This window comes from Nitrosomonas sp. Nm58 (assembly GCF_900107335.1).
Taxonomy (GTDB): Bacteria; Pseudomonadota; Gammaproteobacteria; order Burkholderiales; family Nitrosomonadaceae; genus Nitrosomonas.
This window is the reverse complement of sequence record NZ_FNPQ01000018.1, coordinates 30770-45774: the sequence shown is the minus strand read 5'-3', so window position 1 is coordinate 45774 and position 15005 is coordinate 30770. Positions and strand designations below refer to the sequence as shown.

Here is a 15005-nt window from a genome sequence, read left to right as displayed (position 1 = left end):
AGTGAATGCAAGTTTTATTTCCTCATGGAGGATAACATGCGTTGGAGAAAGCCAGAGATAACGCCATTTGGTATAAATCTAGCTGCTTGAAGTTCTATCTGCTCTGTTGCGGCACCAAAACCCGTTTTAAACTTGACTAATCCGGATTCAGGATTGGGATCATCAGTTCCTCCTAGATTGAATGATTCCTTACCTTCATCACGAAGCGTAGAAGCAATTTCATGAATGAGAAAGTGAGCTGCGCCACATTCCATTCCTTCCAGACTGGTTCCCTGGGTATGACTGTAGCCGGTTTTTTCAGCTAACAATATGATGTTCGAGGAAAGTATTTGATCGGCGGCGACTGCGCAAAAAATTTCAGCAGCACCAGAATCAATGAGCTTAGAAAAATTTTCTATTGAGACCGAGGTATGGACATTCTCCCCACGTTCTTTGCGTCGCTGCATAGAAGCGCTAATTAAACGGGCATGTGTTGCAATCGCTTCTTGATCTTTTCTGCGTTGCATTTCTACGCCTGTTTTTTTTGCGCGTTTTATCCTGTAAGCGTGCCCTTTAGACATTTTTTTCAGTATGTCTGGATGCTTTAGGTTTAATGCAAACTCCCATCTGGTTTTACGTTCTATTTCATGCACTAGATTTGGAATTATTCCACCCGGAGAGCAAAAGCTGTTTACTGATAAAGCAGTAACCCCATTATTGTGACAAAAATTTATTAGATTCTGCCAGAATGGTTCATCAGCCGGAATATCGGGCACAGAGGGAATTTCTACTGAGCGTCTCAACCGCCCGGTTTTCATAAATGCAAGGCAGTAAGTTTTTGATTGGGTAAGATTATTGCTTAGTAACCAGGGTGTAAATCCCTGGAGGCGCCGATAGGCAATATATTCGCTTGTATAGAATGGATTATGTGAATTAAGCGTGACCACTTCTTGAATCTGAGGTGATGTTGTATCGATTGCCGTTGCAAATATTTCAGTCATTTTATTTATAAAAGATGAATTCGAGAGTGTCACCAAATAATATTTTACGGAAAATCAAGAAGTATCAATCAATCTTTTTCAAAACCAAAGAGAAAAAAAACCTAATCTTGTTTATTTTTTAGATAAAGATTTTAAGTTTGTTTATGGTAGGCTGTTACTAAATGAAACAGTGCTCTCATTGCACCAGAAAATTGGAGCTTGAAGCGCGCGCTTACTATTACGATACGATAGAGTGCAATTAAAGAAGCATCAATTTTCTATTTGTTTGCGCCCATGAGGCCCAAAAGTATATATTCCAGTTGATTGAATTCGATCAAATGATGAAGTGAAATAGATATCTATGCTTAGTGTTTTATCGGGTTTCTTTAGGTTAGGATTATTCAGGCTTGAGTTCTACATAATGGAAAGAAGGTGAGAAATTGAAGTTTACTACAGCCATACGTTTTTTGCGTGATAGCAAAGCAGGTCCACGTCAAAAATACTGGGAGATCAGGAGCCTGGCAAGTGAGGTGCTGCGATTATTTGAGCGCAGCAATCGAGAATTTATGCAACATGTTTTACAAGATCTATGGCGTTATATTACCTCCTCGATTCGTTCTGACAGTGATAAATCCTCTCTTCGAATTCAGTCGGCAGTTGATTGGCTGCTGCGAGCGCAGCGGGAGACACCTGATGATGGCGTGTCGCTTGGCTATTTTCCTTGCCGTAGCGAACCAGAAAAGTGGATGCCGTCTTATCCTGAAACAACAGGTTATATTATTACCACGCTACTGTCCTATGCCGAGCGTTTTGAGGATGCCCGTGTTCGAGACGCTGCGCTTAGAATGGCGTATTGGGAAGTCGCGATTCAAATGCCATCGGGAGCAGTGCAGGGTGGGCCGGTTTGTCCACCGGAGCAACAAACTCCGGCAGCATTTAATACCGGTATGGTGCTAGACGGGTGGTGTTCTGCGTATAGTGCAACAGGTAATAAAATTTTTCTGGAAGCTGCCGGTCGAGCGGCTGATTTTTTGATGGCCGATATTAACGAAGCAGGTTACTTTCGAACTAATGGCCATTATGTAAGTACTGATGAAATTAAAACCTATACTTGCTTGTGTGCTTGGGCAATGTATCGTTTTGGAGCCCTCTCAGGGAAGCAGCGCTATCAGCAGGCTGCAGTAAAGGTAATTGAAGCGGCAGTAAGTCAACAACATTCAAATGGTTGGTTTGCACATAATTGCCTGACGATATCTACAGCGCCACTTACCCATACAATAGGCTATACCTTGCAGGGCATACTTGAGGTAGGGATACTTGCCCAACGCTCAGATTTCATTGCTGCTGCAAAAGCCGGGGTTGATCCGTTGATAGTATGTATTGATCGTTGTGGCCTGCTGCCAGGCCGCTTTTATGCTGATTGGGTGCCTGCAGTGCGATCATCTTGCTTGACAGGCAATGCTCAGATAGCAGTTGTCTGCTTCCGTCTTTATGAGGTGACTGGCCTGATGCACTATAAGCAAGCTGCAGATTTGCTCGTAAATGCTCTAAAAGCGCTACAAGTGATTAATTCACCCAATTCAGCATTCAATGGTGCAATTGCCGGTTCATTTCCCATTTTTGGCGGATACATGCGAGCAGGCTATCCAAACTGGGCCACCAAGTATTTTATTGATGCCTTGTTATTGCAGCATCAATGTAGTTAATGAGTACTAACATATCAATTCGATTTCTTATTAAGAATTAGGAGATCATTCCACATGAGAGATTTGTTGGTCGCTGGCATAGTCTTTGGTGCGCTACCATTTGTGCTTTCTAATCCTCATATCGGTGTGCTTCTTTGGTCATGGATTGGCTACATGAATCCCCATCGGCTGGGATGGGGATTTGCCTATAATTTTCCTTTTGCCCTGATTATCGCAGGAACGGTCATAGTGTCCTTGCTTGTTTCCAGAAAGAAACTGGATTTTTTCTGGACACCTGCTATTGGCTGGCTTTTATTGCTAAATATTTGGTTTCTCATCACCACGATTTTTTCTCTACAACCTGAGGAATCATGGGTTCAGTGGAATAAGGTAATAAAAATTCAATTTTTCGTTTTTGTTACTTTGTGGGTGATGGGCGATAGAAAAAAGATCGAAAGTTTGATATGGATTATCGTGATTTCAATCGGTTTCTATGGCGTAAAGGGGGGAATTTTTACACTTGCTACCGGAGGCGCTCATCACGTACTGGGTCCGGCAACGAGCTTCATCTCAGGCAATACTGAGATTGGTTTGGCATTAGTCATGATTGTCCCTTTGGTTTGGTACTTGTTCCTTCATACCGCCAATAAATGGATTCGTTTTGGATTAATTGTCGCTATGCTGCTTATATCAATAGCTATTTTGGGTACACAATCGCGCGGTGCGCTTTTGGCTATTGCGGCTATTGCTTTTTTTCTTTGGTTGAAAAGCCGGAAGAAGCTTGTTCCACTGATGGCAATACTTTTCATGATTCCCTTTGTTTTCATGTTCATGCCCCAGCAATGGCATGAACGCATGGAGACAATTAAGAACTATGAAGAGGATGGCTCCGCAATGGGGAGAATTACGGCCTGGACGTTTGCCTATAAACTGGCCAGTGCACGGCCATTAACTGGGGGAGGGTTCGAAAGTTTTAACGAAGCGAATTATGAATATTATGCACCTGGTTTAGTAAATACCAGTGTGAGTTTACACTATCCTGATGTACATAGTATTTATTTTGAAATGCTGGGTGAGCAAGGCTTTGTTGGTCTGGCCATTTTTCTGATTTTGGGATTGATTGCCTGGAGAACTGCCAACAAAATAATGGGATTAACTAAGCAATCTGCTGCCGATCACAGATGGGCATATGATCTTGCTTCAATGATTCAGGTAGGTCTGGTAGGTTATGCTGTAGGCGGAGCATTTCTAGGTTTGTCGTACTTCGATCTTCCTTATCATTTTTTGGTTATACTTATCCTGACATCGCGGATTGTGCAGCAACAGTTTGCTACAAATCATCAACAAAGCCGGATATCTGGAATCGCTTATCAAGCAGCTATCAATCCTAGAAGACGAATGGTTAATGAGGCAAGAAAAGTACAAAATACCTAAACTAAACACCAGACATCGATTTGAGGAAAATTGGCGCAGAAATTTTGAGAAATTTGCGGTTTGTTCAGATGATGATGCAGGGATAGCAGGTTGGTCATCTACTGGACTGGAAGCGCGATTACGCTATTTCATCCATTTCTGGGATAAGAATCATCATGATCCTGGCTTGTGGCTAGATCTGGGATGTGGTGCGGGCACCTACTCAAGGTTTATTGCTGAACGAGGTATGCGCGTGATCGGCCTGGATTATTCTTTTCCAACTCTACAAAAAGCTAAAGTGAGAGGAAATTCCTCAATAAACTGGTGTGCAGCCGACGCTTCTAGGCTTCCCATAAAGCCAGAATCTTTTAATGGCGCTATTTGTTTCGGTGTGACGCAGGCGCTTGAGAATTCATCGGCAGTCACTAATGAGCTTGTGAATGCAGTAATGCCCGGAGGGCAGATATGGATCGATGCATTGAATGGTGCCTGTATACCTCATCTTTGGGAGCGATGTTACCGCAGGCTTAGTAATCGTCCTATGCATTTGCGTTATGAATCATGGCGTCGCATCAAAGCTATTATGAAAGCTAATGGTTTGGTTAACATTCAATTATATTGGTTGCCGATACTGCCTTCGCGTTGGGTTCGCTTCCAATGGTTGTTGGAAACTTCATTAGCCAGATGGATTTTTTACTATCTACCAGGGTTAGGCCTTTTGTTTAGTCATTCATTTATAGTGTATGGCGAACGGCCTTTACAAAAACTTTAATGCTAATCCTATGAAGATGCTGCCTCTCTTGTTTTCCCCTGCCGGTAAGAACGCAAGATTATCCATCGTTATTTACCACCGTGTCTTGCCTAAGCCGGATCCTTTGCTGGGTGGAAGTGATGTGGAAAGCTTTGAGACAGAGCTAAAGTATTTGACCAAAAACTTCAATATTCTTCCCTTATCTGAGGCCGTGAAAAGGCTGCGTAGCGGCACGCTGCCAAGTCGCGCTGTCAGCATTACTTTTGACGATGGTTATGCAGATAATGCTGAAATCGCTTTGCCGATTCTTCTGAAATATGGGATTACGGCAACATTTTTTGTGGCTTCTGGCTTTCTTGATGGTGGAAGAATGTGGAATGACACAGTGATTGAGTCAATACGTCAGGTGCAGGGGGAAGTGCTTGATCTTAATGAAATTGACCTGGGTACTCATGCAATGACCTCACTTGATGAGCGTAGACGGGCTCTTTCTTTCCTGATTGGAGCACTCAAGTATTTGCCGCAAGAAGCAAGGCAATCCCAGGTAGAGAAAGTAAGGGCTTTGATTTCTGCAGATTTGCCTGACAATCTTATGATGACTTCAGATCAGGTTAGACAATTACATCATGCTGGAATGGAAATAGGAGGACATACTATCAATCACCCCATTCTGACCAGCATTGGAAATGCTGCCGCGCGTACTGAAATTGCTGAGGGTAAAGAAATACTCGAAGGAATTATACGCGCCCCTGTTCGACTCTTTGCCTACCCGAATGGTAAGCCAGGTAAAGATTATCAGGTAGATCATGTCAACATGGTCAGACAGTTGGGATTCGATGCGGCTGTTTCTACAGCATGGGGTGCTGCAAGAGATAGTGATGATTGCTTTCAACTGCCGCGCTTTACACCATGGGACAAAAGTGAATTCTTTTATGTGTCACGTATGGTACGGAATATATTCCACAAGATTGAAGTCGCTTAAGTGATCGTCACTGGCAGATGCATGAGCCAGGAGCATCCAAGTAATTCGGTTGGGATTGAAAACCCCGTCAAGATTAATTAATCTGATCTTTAGCACAGGTTTTTCATACGACACATGGTTTTGATTTTTTCTTCCATACTGATTTGCATGCCGGCGGTACGGCCTTCCTCAAAAGCAATATCTGGCGCAACCCCTTTGCTAAGGCGATAAGCCGTCCACATCGCGCCGGCACGATTACCTGATGCGCAGTGAAGCAACACTGGCGTGGCAGCTTGCTCAATCGCACCGGTAAAAGTAACCAACTGCTCATCGTTAATACCGGCGCTGGTTATGGGGATATTGATATAACGCATACCAGCTGCTTCGGCAGCCAGTTTTTCTGCAAGTATGCCTTCAGCTTCGGTACGTAAATCAATAATCGTTCTGAAACCCTGTCCAGCGAGCTCCTGCACACCTCCCTCACTCAATATGCCAGCAGTGGCGACTTGTGTCGTGGCGCGATTGTAATTGGTGACAGCTTTTATCTGATTACCAAATGGCGTTTGATTGGCGGCATGGGTAATGCTTGTGAGCAAGATAAGCAACCATGCAATGATGTAATGTGTCGAATTCATTATGACTTCGTATAATGGTTTTAGAGTGAATAATTGTTTAAGGTAGCACAAACTGAAGAGCAATTTAACTGTAAAAGGTGAAACATTTGGCGACTTCCAATTCTAATTCAGACACCGCATGGCATAGCCAATCAGCAGATGAAGTGATGGCAATCCTTCAAACCAACCGTAGTGGTCTTTCTCAGGTAGAAGCGGAGCAGCGGCTCAGACAGTATGGATCTAACCGGCTGAAGCCTCCTCGGCAGCGCAGCGCATGGATACGGTTTTTGCTGCAATTTCATAATGTGTTGATTTATGTGTTGCTAGTTTCTGCGATGATTACTGCATGGCTTGACCATTGGGTCGATACGGCTGTAATCGTGGGCGTGGTAGTCATCAATGCATTGATCGGCTTCATCCAAGAAGGTAAGGCAGAAAAAGCATTGAATGCCATCCGCCGGATGCTCTCGCTGGATGCCATTGTTTTGCGTGATAGTAAACGCCAGCAGATTCCTGCGGAACAATTGGTTCCTGGTGATGTTGTGTGGCTGCAATCTGGACATAAGGTACCTGCCGATCTGCGTTTACTCAGTGTCAAAAATTTGCGTATTGAAGAAGCTGCCCTGACCGGAGAATCCGAGGCGGTAGAAAAAATAATTGAAACAGTGCCGGCGCAAGTCACTATTGGGGATCGCCTTTGTATGGCTTATTCGAGTACGCTGGTTGTCTATGGTCAAGGAACAGGTATTGTGGTGGCGACGAGTGATCAGACCGAAATAGGACGAATCAGCACGTTGCTCGAGCGCGTCGATACCATAGAAACGCCGTTACTTAGACAGTTGACGACATTTGGACACTGGTTGACTGGTGTGATCATGGTTGTGGCGGTCTGCATGCTGATCTATGGTTTGCTTCAGGGTAATTATGGCCTGAGTGAGATATTTCTGTCCGCGGTCAGTATGGCTGTCGCAGCTATTCCGGAAGGATTACCTGCCATTATGACTATCACACTCGCGCTAGGGGTGCAAAAGATGGCCAGGCGGCATGCTATTATTCGCCGCCTGCCAGCAGTGGAAACTTTGGGTGCGGTAACGGTTATTTGTACCGATAAGACAGGAACGTTGACACGTAACGAGATGACTGTGCAGTGCATTATCACAGCTGATCACCAATTGGAAGTCAGTGGGGCAGGTTACGCGCCTATTGGGGGATTCGGTTTGCAAGGTCGTGAGATTCTCATGAATGAGCATGCGGAGATACTCGATCTCGTTCGAGCTGGAGTGCTGTGTAATGATGCTCAATTACGTGAGTATGAGGGCAACTGGATAGTTGAGGGGGATCCAACGGAAGGTGCATTGATTACGCTCGCTTTGAAAGCGGGGTTGGATCCATTATTCGAACATGAATCACTGCCACGTACCGATGCCATTCCTTTTGAATCTGAACATCGTTTTATGGCTACCCTGCATCATGATCATGCAGGGCATGGCTATATTTATCTCAAAGGGGCACCTGAAGAAGTTTTGGCTATGTGCACAAGGGAGTGGAGTGCAGCTGTGGACCGTCCGCTGGATAGCAGCTATTGGTTGACAAAAATGCAGGAAGCGGCTGCATTGGGACAACGGATACTTGCCATTGCGGTCAAGACTGCTGAAAGTGGTCAGATGACCCTGAGTTTCAGTCATGTTCGTACTGATTTCACATTGCTTGGCTTAGTCGGAATCATCGATCCGCCGAGGGAGGAAGCGATTGAGGCTGTGCTGCGATGTCGATCAGCCGGGATACGCGTCAAGATGATTACGGGTGATCATATTGCAACAGCGCGTGCGATTGGTAGGCAAATCGGGATTGAGGATGGTCGGGCGGCACTGAGTGGGATTGACCTAGATCGAATGGATGATGTCCAATTGCGAGAGGAAGTTACGAAGACGGATGTCTTCGCACGTGCCAGCCCAGAACACAAGTTGAGATTGGTGAAGGCACTACAGGCCAATGGTGAGATCGTTGCCATGACCGGTGATGGCGTGAATGATGCACCTGCCCTGAAACGAGCGGATATCGGTGTGGCGATGGGTAATAAAGGTACCGAAGTGGCTAAGGAAGCATCTGGAATGGTCATTGCTGATGATAATTTTGCCTCGATTACGCATGCGGTGGAGGAAGGTCGCACGGTTTACGATAACATCAGAAAAACGATTATTTATATCATGCCAACCAGCGGTGGGGAAGCAGGCATGCTGGTCATCGCCATTCTCCTGGGGATAACGCTGCCAATTTCTCCCGTGCAGATTTTGTGGGTCAATATGGTTACTGCGATTACGCTTTCATTGTCACTTGCCTTTGAGAAGGCAGAACCAGGCATCATGCAGCGGCCGCCCCGCGACCCAGATGAGCCTATCCTGTCACGGTTTATGCTGTGGCGCATTGTGTTTGTGTCCCTGCTGCTTACCAGCGGTGCGCTGGGGTTATTTTTATGGGAACAAGCCCAGGGCGGCAGTATTCAGGCCTGCCGAACGATCGCAGTCAATGCGCTGGTGATGGGGGAGATCTGGTATTTACTCAATTGCCGTTACCTGTTGTCTCCTGCATTATCCTATAAAGGATTACTGGGAAGTCCTTATGTACTGCTTGCCATTAGTGTACTGATAGTGATTCAGCTTTTGTTTACTTACAACCCCTTGATGCAGCAATTGTTTGGTACGGTGGCGATTGATACGGTTGCATGGACTAAAATAGTGTCATTTGGGGTACTGCTTTTTCTGGTGATTGAGGTTGAGAAGTATTTGATTGGTCGTTACCAGATTACCCGATTGTAATGCTTTCATCGGCAGTGTATGGAGGTATTCTGAATTTTGTGTAAACGGAGTTTAAGTTAATGGTTAGGCATTCGCTCCTCAAACAAGATCGTAAATCGATTCAAGGCAGCCGGAAGCTTTTGAAGCTAAAAAGGTCGCTTAGTGGAGCGCCCACAAAATCGGGCAAGATCAGTCACTCATATACCCAAAAGATAGTTCAGGAAATGATTTAAACAGCCAAATACCATAACTTCATTTCATTGGTTCTATCAACAATTCTATCAACAAATTACAATTCGGCAATAATATGCTGGATGACTTCATTTTGGTATTCTTCCAACCCGAGCCATAAGGGAAGTCTTACCAGTTTGTCACTGAGCAGTTGTGTTTCATGTAATTCTCCAGATTTCCGGCCATATTTTTCTCCCATGGGAGAACTGTGAAGGGGTATATAGTGGAAAACCGCCCAAATCAAAATTTTCTTGAGAGCAGTGATAAAAGCAGTGCGTCTGTCCAGATTCGGCAATAACAAATAATACATATGTGCATTGTGAATACAATCAACTGGGATGATCGGTCGGCGAATTCTACCTTGCTGCTCCAAGAGCTCGAAATTTTGATGATATGTATCCCAAATACTCAAACGACGTTTTGTAATGATATCAGCATCCTCCATTTGAGCCCATAGGAAAGCAGCGATCAGCTCGCTGGGAAGGTAGGAGGAACCCAAATCCACCCAAGTATATTTATCTACTTGGCCACGAAAAAAACGACTCCGGTTGGTACCTTTTTCTCTAATTATTTCTGCCTGTTCCACAAAAGTGGAATCATTTACCAACAGAGCCCCGCCTTCTCCAGAAATAATATTTTTGGTTTCATGGAAGCTCAAGGCTGCGAGATGTCCGATACTCCCGAGCGGTCGACCTTTGTAGGTTGACATGATGCCCTGAGCAGCATCTTCGATAACTAGTAAATTATGTTTTTCTGCAATCGCCATGATGGTATCCATTTCGCAGCTTACTCCTGCGTAGTGTACAACCACAATTGCTTTGGTTTTAGGTGTGATCGCAGCTTCGATCAGGGCTTCATCGATATTGAGCGTGTCTGGCCGGATATCAACAAATACTGGCACTCCCCCCCGAAGCACGAAGGCATTTGCCGTAGAGACGAAGGTGTAGGAAGGCATGATGATTTCATCTCCAGGCTTGACATTAATCAGAATCGCTGCTATTTCCAAGGCTGCTGTGCAGGAATGCGTCAGTAATGCCTTTTTGCATCCGATGTGTTGTTCAAGCCATGTACTGCACTTTTTGGTAAAAACGCCATCCCCAGCAAGATGTCCATTGGCGTGAGCTTGGCTGATGTACCACAGTTCTTTCCCCGTCATAAAGGGCTTATTAAACGGTATGTTCATACACTCCTAGTGGTTTCCGAGCAATCACTAATCGAGATCCGCCAGCAGGAAAAGAGATCCCCGCCTGGATTATGAAACGTTCAAAGTTGAGTATTGTTTCGAGTACCTTATTAGCTATTCCATTTATTCTGAGTTCCTGAGTTGCGTCATAGTTCTCAACAGGTCTTCGCTTGGATAGTCGCGACATGAACATCAATGGCAATAGCAAGGATACAAATGATGTGGCTCTCTCCACTTGAAATCCTGCCTGTTCAATTTTGCTTTGCAGTTCTTGTGCTTCGTACCGGCGCACGTGGCATGCGTACTCATCTTGCTGGCTCCACAAAAAACGGTGTTGAGGAACTGTCAGAATTATTCCTCCACCAGGTGATAGGGCATTAAACATTTGTGCCAAAACTTTATTATCCTCTTCAATGTGTTCAAGCACATCGAACGCACCTATTACATCGAATTCGTTTTCAAATGGAATATTACGGGCATCCATTTGAAACAATGTGGCATGTTTAACACGATCAGTTGCATAGCTCAGTCCTGCCGAATGGATCTCGCTTCCGCTGACTTCCAACTGCGGATTCGCATCGGCCACGCCCGACAGCACAAAGCCGGTGCCGCATCCGATCTCCAGGAAATTCTTCGCCTCTGGAAAGAAGCGCTCCAACACCCAGATTATGAGCCGGTTACGTGAGCGAAACCAGAAGTTTCCCGATTCGGCATGCGCCAGTTCTGCAAAGTGATGAGGTTGGAATCCTTCACTGGATTGCGCTAATTCTGGAGAAAAACTTAGGTGCCCTCCTATCTGCTGTGGGCTGAAGGAGCAGTATGGACACTTCCAATCGGTATTTGCAAACTTTGCCTTGCACGAAATGCAGATTTTCAACCTTTGCTCCCAACCACGATACCCAGGATAATTAAGCCTAGGCCGATAAGTTTTAGCGGGGTGATTGTTTCGTGAAATAACAGGCTGCTCAAAATGATAACAAATACAAAATTAAGACTCATGAAGGGATAAGCATGGCTTAATTCCAGCTTCGTCATTGCAGCCATCCACGCCAGCGAAGCAAGGAAGGCCGCAAAGAAACCACTAATAACCCATAGATTGGCTAGAAGTTGTATCAAAAAAATTATCTTGTCAGAAGAACTTTCTGGAAAATCCCCCGCGTCATTAACTTGCCATTTCAGCACAATTTGCCCGTATACGGTTAGGATGATAGTGAGGAAAATATAAAAATAACTCATCATTTGCCAGGTATCGAGCTAATATTACTCCGCCATCCCCATATGTAGTAAGCTGCCTCGGGTCCGACATGGAATAGCAGGTCGAGGATAGTTACGCTATGTTCGAAAGGTGGGTAAAACTGGGGGTATACAGGATAGCCGCTATAATCCTTCCATATCAATTCTATGCCTGTTTGCGCGAATCTCACCTCGTCAATATAGTCTCGTGCCGACGGCCCGGAGATGTAAAGCGTTGCACCGGCCTTGGTCGCTATATCGATAATAAGTTCCTGTTTTGCTTCAACCGCTTGATATTGACGGGAATCAGCAAACACTGTGGAAATACCCAGGAATTGACGCGAAATTTGTTCGATGAGGTATTGATTCAATTCAGAGAGATATCTCCATTCTCGTCCCAGATAAACGTCTTCCAGAAATGTGCGATAGCGCTCAAAGTAGCGCGCCTTGCCATAATTATGACGCAGTGTCTGCCAGTGTTTCAACTGCCACTTGGTGTCGGGGAATTCGACCTCGTGAATCCGGTGTTGCCGGGTGCCATTGGTAGGGGCTGTTAGCCATTCAAGGCCGTTTGGCGTTTTGATCTTGTTACGGTTTCGCCAGTCTCTCTGGGTGTACTGAACATCGTCCAGAAAAATGAATAAATCAACGTCATGGATGATATCAAAGTAACCTTTCCACGGAATGTAGTTAGATTGGATTATCGCTACCTTTCTAGATGGTCTGAGTAATTGCTGTGTCATGGTGTTGCAACTCCGGTCAGATGCCAGAAAAGCTCATTTAAGTTGGTAATCGTTGTGCATGTTAGCATTACGCTGCTGACACGCAACGCCAGGTTTGGATTAAAATTGAAAAACGCACCAGCTCTCTGTACATGAAAGGAATGCCTGTAACCCGCGTCAAATGAACCCCGCATATCTCGGAATAGGTTGTCGCCTACCATGACAATCTGATCAGGCGGCAATTCGAGCAATCGGGTGCATTCTATGAAAGCATGGGGATCGGGTTTTTGTGTCCCCAGTTCAGCGGTTAACACTAGTGTATCAATCAGTGGCAACAAGCCGCAGACATCCAGTTTCTGCCGCTGTGAAACCGGCGGATTATCTGATAGTATTGCGATGCGGTATCCAAGCTTGCGGAGTTGATACAAAGTAGATGGCACATCACTATACAGAGGAATGTCTTCGGGTCTAGCTTTACGATAAGTTTCAATCAACCGTAAACGGATAGTGTCATCCAAACCCAATTGCAAACATAGAGCATCGAAAAGATAGGCACGATTGCCTTCCTCAATAATCTGTAGAGCCATGGAAAGGAACACTGCCCGCTCGGGCAGGACTGCTCTTTCCTCATGCCATGTCAGTTCCAGTTTACTAATCATCCAGGCTTTCTGATCCAAGAGAGTGTCATCCAAATCAAACACTATGCCCCTTACCTCGTTAAGCTGCAAATCGGGAATGCTGCGCTCTTCAAGGTAGCGCAATGTTCTTGCACGAGAGCCCTGTACCGACGAGTGATTACTAAAATTAGAATCAACGGCGCCATCGGTGAGTAAGAAAGCTAAAGGATTGAGACCAATAGCAAGGCTTAAAGGCATGGAAGTACCTGCCCGAGGATTAAGATCAGATACCCAGCATGTATCATCGTAAGCTCGCAAAATCTGCAGATTCATGGGTCCACGTGCGCCCAATGGAATAAGATGTTCAATAGTCAGCCGGGCAATGCTCTGGATATTTTCTGGCGCGTAGGGTTCGCAAAGAATCGCAAAACCACCTAGCGAGCGTATCCGGCGCCTGAATGCAAGGGGGGAAATGTTGCCCATGACATTGATCGAAAAATCAATGGAATATTCGTCAAAATCTTTCAGGCACGGCTGCCAAACGAGGTCTTCGTTTTCCTCGATCGAAATTGCCGAAGTAGTCTCGCGGTCGGCCAGGATATGCAGACCACGACTACCCCAGCCATGCCGAGGCTTGCCAATTAAGGGAAAGGCCGCATTTGTATCTTGATGCGTAGTATAACAGGGCAAACAGGGCAGGCCTTCCCTCAACAGCCATCGATAAAACAATAGCTTGTCGTTAGCTAATTCCAACAGTGGTATATTTGAAACATAGACCGTGACGTTCTGTGCTGCGAAGGTGTCTCGGTGACGCGCCAGTAACTCCAATTCATAGTCTGTGGATGCAAAGATTGCATTCACGCTTTCCCGTTCGCACAGATCAAGGACAAAATTCAGGAAAGCCTGCTCCTCTTTTATCAGTGGTAGCAGGAAGAAAGCATCCGAAAAATAGCGCGCAACATTTTCTGCATAGCAGTCCCCTACCAATATACGTGTTCCAGTCACTGCACGAAGTGCCTTGATTAGGCCAAGTCCCTGAAACCCTCCGCCGGAGATAACAAGAATATTGCGCAAACTCATTCAGTTACTTCAAGATAAATAGCATTGGAAATCTCCGGGTAGTCAGCGGAGATATTAACCAGCGCCTGCCAGACAGAGGGAGGGAGATTCAGAGTGTTCAGTTGATGGGTAGTAAAGGGTTTTAGCATGAGGCCTTCGGTGTTGACGATCTTAAAACCCGCTTCACGTACCAGTGCTGAGATTGTATCTAAGTCGAAATAGCGTTTGTGTCCAAGAGCTAGATCGGATGGGCTCAAAACATACAAGTCGTCCAGGAGGCCGGCCATATTTCCAAGCAAGCGATGTAGCGAGCGTGCATTGGGCACGGCAATAAAGATACGCCCACCAGGTGCTAGAAACTGGTGCAATCTGCTAAGCACAAAAGCAGGGTCATCTACATGCTCCAAAATGAATCCCGCTTCAATAACATCGAATCGTCCTGATGTTGTAAAGGTTTCAAAATATCCCTCGATCAACTCCAACCCTTCAGGCGCGGGTTCAAGCGAATGGCGAAAGTCCTCTATAATTTGGGGCGCCCCATCCACAATCACGTATCGCTCCAGCGTCCCGTTTGTCAGTTGCTGAAGGATAGGCTGAGCCACTACGGTATGACCGACACCCAGGCTCATTGCTGTACGCAAACCATGCGATTGTATATATTGGCCGATATGCTTCCCATAAACCATATGTATAATAAGATTTTCCTCAAAATAAGGAAAAGCGGTTGTGTACGACTGCTTGTAGCTATCCAGTTTTTCCAGTTTTTCCAATTTTTGCATGAT

At 45.4% G+C, this 15005-nt stretch carries 13 protein-coding genes; 5 read left to right on the top strand and 8 right to left on the bottom strand.

The annotated features are described in order from the left end of the window. Positions 1 to 14 precede the first annotated feature (14 nt). Entirely contained in the window at positions 15 to 980 is a 966-nt protein-coding gene (locus tag BLW34_RS08625) for a GNAT family N-acetyltransferase (RefSeq protein ID WP_090578298.1), read from the bottom strand. A gap of 419 nt (positions 981 to 1399) precedes the next feature. On the opposite strand from BLW34_RS08625, the gene BLW34_RS08620 reads away from it, so the two are divergent. Genes BLW34_RS08620 through BLW34_RS08605 form a run of 4 tightly spaced genes read left to right on the top strand, consistent with a single transcriptional unit; the run spans position 1400 to position 5790 of the window. Further along, a complete protein-coding gene (locus tag BLW34_RS08620; protein ID WP_090578295.1) occupies positions 1400 to 2665 on the top strand; it encodes a glycoside hydrolase family protein in 1266 nt (421 codons plus the stop codon). A 54-nt stretch (positions 2666 to 2719) separates the two neighbouring features. Beyond that, on the top strand, positions 2720 to 4078 hold the full coding sequence (locus BLW34_RS08615) for a putative O-glycosylation ligase, exosortase A system-associated (protein ID WP_090578292.1): 1359 nt from the start codon (positions 2720 to 2722) through the stop codon (positions 4076 to 4078). Beyond that, on the top strand, positions 4050 to 4829 hold the full coding sequence (locus tag BLW34_RS08610; protein WP_090578289.1) for a class I SAM-dependent methyltransferase: 780 nt from the start codon (positions 4050 to 4052) through the stop codon (positions 4827 to 4829). The genes BLW34_RS08615 and BLW34_RS08610 overlap by 29 nt, the downstream gene beginning before the upstream one ends. Positions 4830 to 4839: 10 nt before the next feature. Beyond that, entirely contained in the window at positions 4840 to 5790 is a 951-nt protein-coding gene (locus BLW34_RS08605) for a polysaccharide deacetylase family protein (protein ID WP_090578286.1), read from the top strand. Positions 5791 to 5879: 89 nt separating this feature from the next. On the opposite strand, the gene BLW34_RS08600 is transcribed toward BLW34_RS08605, so the two are convergent. Beyond that, entirely contained in the window at positions 5880 to 6404 is a 525-nt protein-coding gene (locus tag BLW34_RS08600) for a protein tyrosine phosphatase family protein (protein WP_090578282.1), read from the bottom strand. A 77-nt stretch (positions 6405 to 6481) separates the two neighbouring features. Here BLW34_RS08600 and BLW34_RS08595 point away from each other — a divergent pair, with 77 nt between their 5' ends. Beyond that, positions 6482 to 9199 (top strand): cation-transporting P-type ATPase, encoded by a 2718-nt coding sequence (locus BLW34_RS08595; RefSeq protein ID WP_256203702.1) that lies wholly within the window; start codon positions 6482 to 6484, stop codon positions 9197 to 9199. Positions 9200 to 9467: 268 nt separating this feature from the next. On the opposite strand, the gene rffA is transcribed toward BLW34_RS08595, so the two are convergent. The 6 genes from rffA to BLW34_RS08565 are packed head-to-tail and all read right to left on the bottom strand — an operon-like array spanning position 9468 to position 15002. Then, the gene (gene rffA / locus BLW34_RS08590) at positions 9468 to 10592 is read right to left on the bottom strand and encodes a dTDP-4-amino-4,6-dideoxygalactose transaminase (protein ID WP_090578276.1); all 1125 of its coding nucleotides are present in this window, start codon (positions 10590 to 10592) and stop codon (positions 9468 to 9470) included. Next, positions 10576 to 11469 carry a class I SAM-dependent methyltransferase gene (locus BLW34_RS08585; RefSeq protein WP_090578274.1) on the bottom strand — a complete coding sequence of 298 codons (894 nt, stop codon included), beginning with the start codon at positions 11467 to 11469 and terminating at the stop codon, positions 10576 to 10578. Before BLW34_RS08585 ends, rffA begins: the two co-directional genes overlap by 17 nt. Next, the gene (locus BLW34_RS08580) at positions 11466 to 11831 is read right to left on the bottom strand and encodes an EamA family transporter (RefSeq protein WP_218138815.1); all 366 of its coding nucleotides are present in this window, start codon (positions 11829 to 11831) and stop codon (positions 11466 to 11468) included. Before BLW34_RS08580 ends, BLW34_RS08585 begins: the two co-directional genes overlap by 4 nt. After that, on the bottom strand, positions 11828 to 12568 hold the full coding sequence (locus BLW34_RS08575) for a WbqC family protein (RefSeq protein ID WP_090578271.1): 741 nt from the start codon (positions 12566 to 12568) through the stop codon (positions 11828 to 11830). Before BLW34_RS08575 ends, BLW34_RS08580 begins: the two co-directional genes overlap by 4 nt. Beyond that, entirely contained in the window at positions 12565 to 14244 is a 1680-nt protein-coding gene (locus tag BLW34_RS08570; RefSeq protein ID WP_090578268.1) for an HAD-IA family hydrolase, read from the bottom strand. The genes BLW34_RS08575 and BLW34_RS08570 overlap by 4 nt, the downstream gene beginning before the upstream one ends. Then, positions 14241 to 15002 (bottom strand): class I SAM-dependent methyltransferase, encoded by a 762-nt coding sequence (locus BLW34_RS08565; RefSeq protein ID WP_090578265.1) that lies wholly within the window; start codon positions 15000 to 15002, stop codon positions 14241 to 14243. Before BLW34_RS08565 ends, BLW34_RS08570 begins: the two co-directional genes overlap by 4 nt. Between the last annotated feature and the right edge of the window lie 3 nt (positions 15003 to 15005).